Source organism: Pseudomonas sp. NBRC 111123 (assembly GCF_001320205.1).
In the GTDB taxonomy this organism is placed as follows: Bacteria; Pseudomonadota; Gammaproteobacteria; order Pseudomonadales; family Pseudomonadaceae; genus Aquipseudomonas; species Aquipseudomonas putida_J.
The window spans coordinates 1-1,841 of record NZ_BCAZ01000099.1 but is presented as its reverse complement, the minus strand read 5'-3'; the positions used below and the strand labels follow the sequence as shown (position 1 = coordinate 1,841).

Genomic DNA, 1,841 nt, shown 5'->3' with positions numbered 1-1,841 from the left:
AGCCCTTCGCGGGCAAGTCGGGGCGCCGAACCGCCGCTTCCACAGGAACCGCGTCGCGCCCAAGGCCTGTGCGCTACTGGTGGGAGCGGTGGTTCGGCGCCCCGGCTTGCCCGCGAATGGGCCGCAAAGCGGCCCCGGCAATCTCAAGCCGAGACGGCCACCAGCAACCCATCGCGCCCGAGGTGGTAGCGCTGCAGGTCCTGCGCCAAGGTCAGGTGCCCGGTGTAATGGGCCAATGCCTCACCCCGCACATCATCAATGCATGGGCTGCGTTGCGGATCCCCCTGGTAGCGCGCACTGAAATGCGTCAGCACCAGATTGCGCACCCCCGCCGCTTCAGCGAACCGCGCCACCGCCGCCGCCGTGCTGTGGCCGAACGTATTGCCGCTGCGCTCGACGATAGGCTGGGTATAGGTCGCCTCGTGCACCAGCACATCCACGTCCTTGGCGATTTCGGCGAGCAAAGCCGGGTTGTCGTTGTCGCCACAGACGATCACTCGCCGCGGTGGTCGCGAGGGTTTCAGGTAATCACGTGGTTCAAGCTGCTGCCCGTCATGCTCGACCACCAGCCCCTTGGCCAAGTCACCCCACAACGACCCGCGCGGGATTGCTTCGACCTCCAGCCGCTGAATATCCAGGCGGGGTTCCAGGTTCAGCTCGGTGAACACGAAGCCAACGCTCGGTACCCGATGCGACAGTTGCACGGTACTGACCTGGACGTTATCGCTCTGCCATTGCCCCAGGCTCTCGACGGGCAACAGGCGCAGTTCAAACGGCAGGTAGGTTTCACTGGCCGCCAGGCTCATGCGCACCCAATCCTGCAGCGCGGCTGGCAGGATCAGGTCGAGCGGCTCGCTGCGCCCCCCCATCCCGGCACTGGCCAGCAACCCCGGCAGGCCGAAGCAATGGTCGCCATGCACATGGGTGATGAAAAGGGCACGCAGGTCGCGCACCGACAGCGAGCTGCGCAGCAACTGATGCTGGGTGCCTTCGCCGCAATCGACCAGGTACCAGTGCTTGCCGCTGGCTTCGATGACCGCAGTGGCGCTGACGTTACGGGCTTTGGTGGGCACTCCGGAGGAGGTGCCCAGAAACTGCAGGTCCAATGTTTCGCTCCATGCGTGGTGGAGCCTCACCTTAGACGCAATGCCGCGTCGCGTCGATGCTCAGGGCGCGGCAGGGTCGTCCTGGCGCCAGATCAGCTTGCTTGTGTCGTAGCCCTGCTTCTGAGCAATGGCCAGCAACTGGTCACGCGTCTGATCGGTGATTGCCGGTGTGCGCGACAGCAGCCACAGGTACTCGCGGTTGGGGTGGCCGACCAGCGCCACGCGGTAGTCCTTGTCGTGGTACAGCACCCAGTACTCACCCTTGGTCAGGTCCGGCGCCAGGCGGCTGAACCAGTTGTCGAAGCGCACCCAGAGCTTGTCGGTCCTGCCCGGCACCTGGGCTTCTGCAACGCCGCGGGCTTCGTTCCATTGGCCGTCTTTTTCCTTGCAGCGGTTGGTCACGTCGATCCGGCCATCCTCGCGCAAACCATAGTGCGCCTCGGACTGCACGCAATTGCGCTGGAAGAACATCGGCAGGCGCGCCAGTTCGTACCAGGTGCCCTGGTAGCGTTGCAGGTCGACCTGCTGTGTGGTGGGTGGGGTGTGGTGGTCGTCGTTGGAACCGACGCAGCCCATCAGGGCCAGGGTCATGCAGGAAAGCATCAGGGCCGTGCGCATCGCCATGGCAAATCTCCTGTCAGCGAATGTGGGGCTCACCTTGGTTTGGATGCGGGCACGGCGCAAAAGTTGTATCGGCTCTTCCTGGCTTGAGTTTTCTGGCGCCTGTGAGACCGA

2 protein-coding genes are annotated in these 1,841 nt (G+C 64.5%); both read right to left on the bottom strand.

Going from position 1 to position 1,841, the window contains the following annotated elements; genetic code table 11:
* Positions 1 to 143: 143 nt before the first annotated feature.
* Positions 144 to 1,106 carry a ribonuclease Z gene (locus APH27_RS25425; protein WP_060486220.1) on the bottom strand — a complete coding sequence of 321 codons (963 nt, stop codon included), beginning with the start codon at positions 1,104 to 1,106 and terminating at the stop codon, positions 144 to 146.
* A 60-nt stretch (positions 1,107 to 1,166) separates the two neighbouring features.
* Positions 1,167 to 1,730 carry a lipocalin family protein gene (locus tag APH27_RS25420; protein WP_027919708.1) on the bottom strand — a complete coding sequence of 188 codons (564 nt, stop codon included), beginning with the start codon at positions 1,728 to 1,730 and terminating at the stop codon, positions 1,167 to 1,169.
* Positions 1,731 to 1,841 lie beyond the last annotated feature (111 nt).

Coding starts and splice junctions, on each gene's coding strand:
- APH27_RS25420 (WP_027919708.1), bottom strand. CDS start 1,730: ATGGCGATGCGCACGGCCCTGATGCTTTCCTGCATGACCCTGGCCCTG.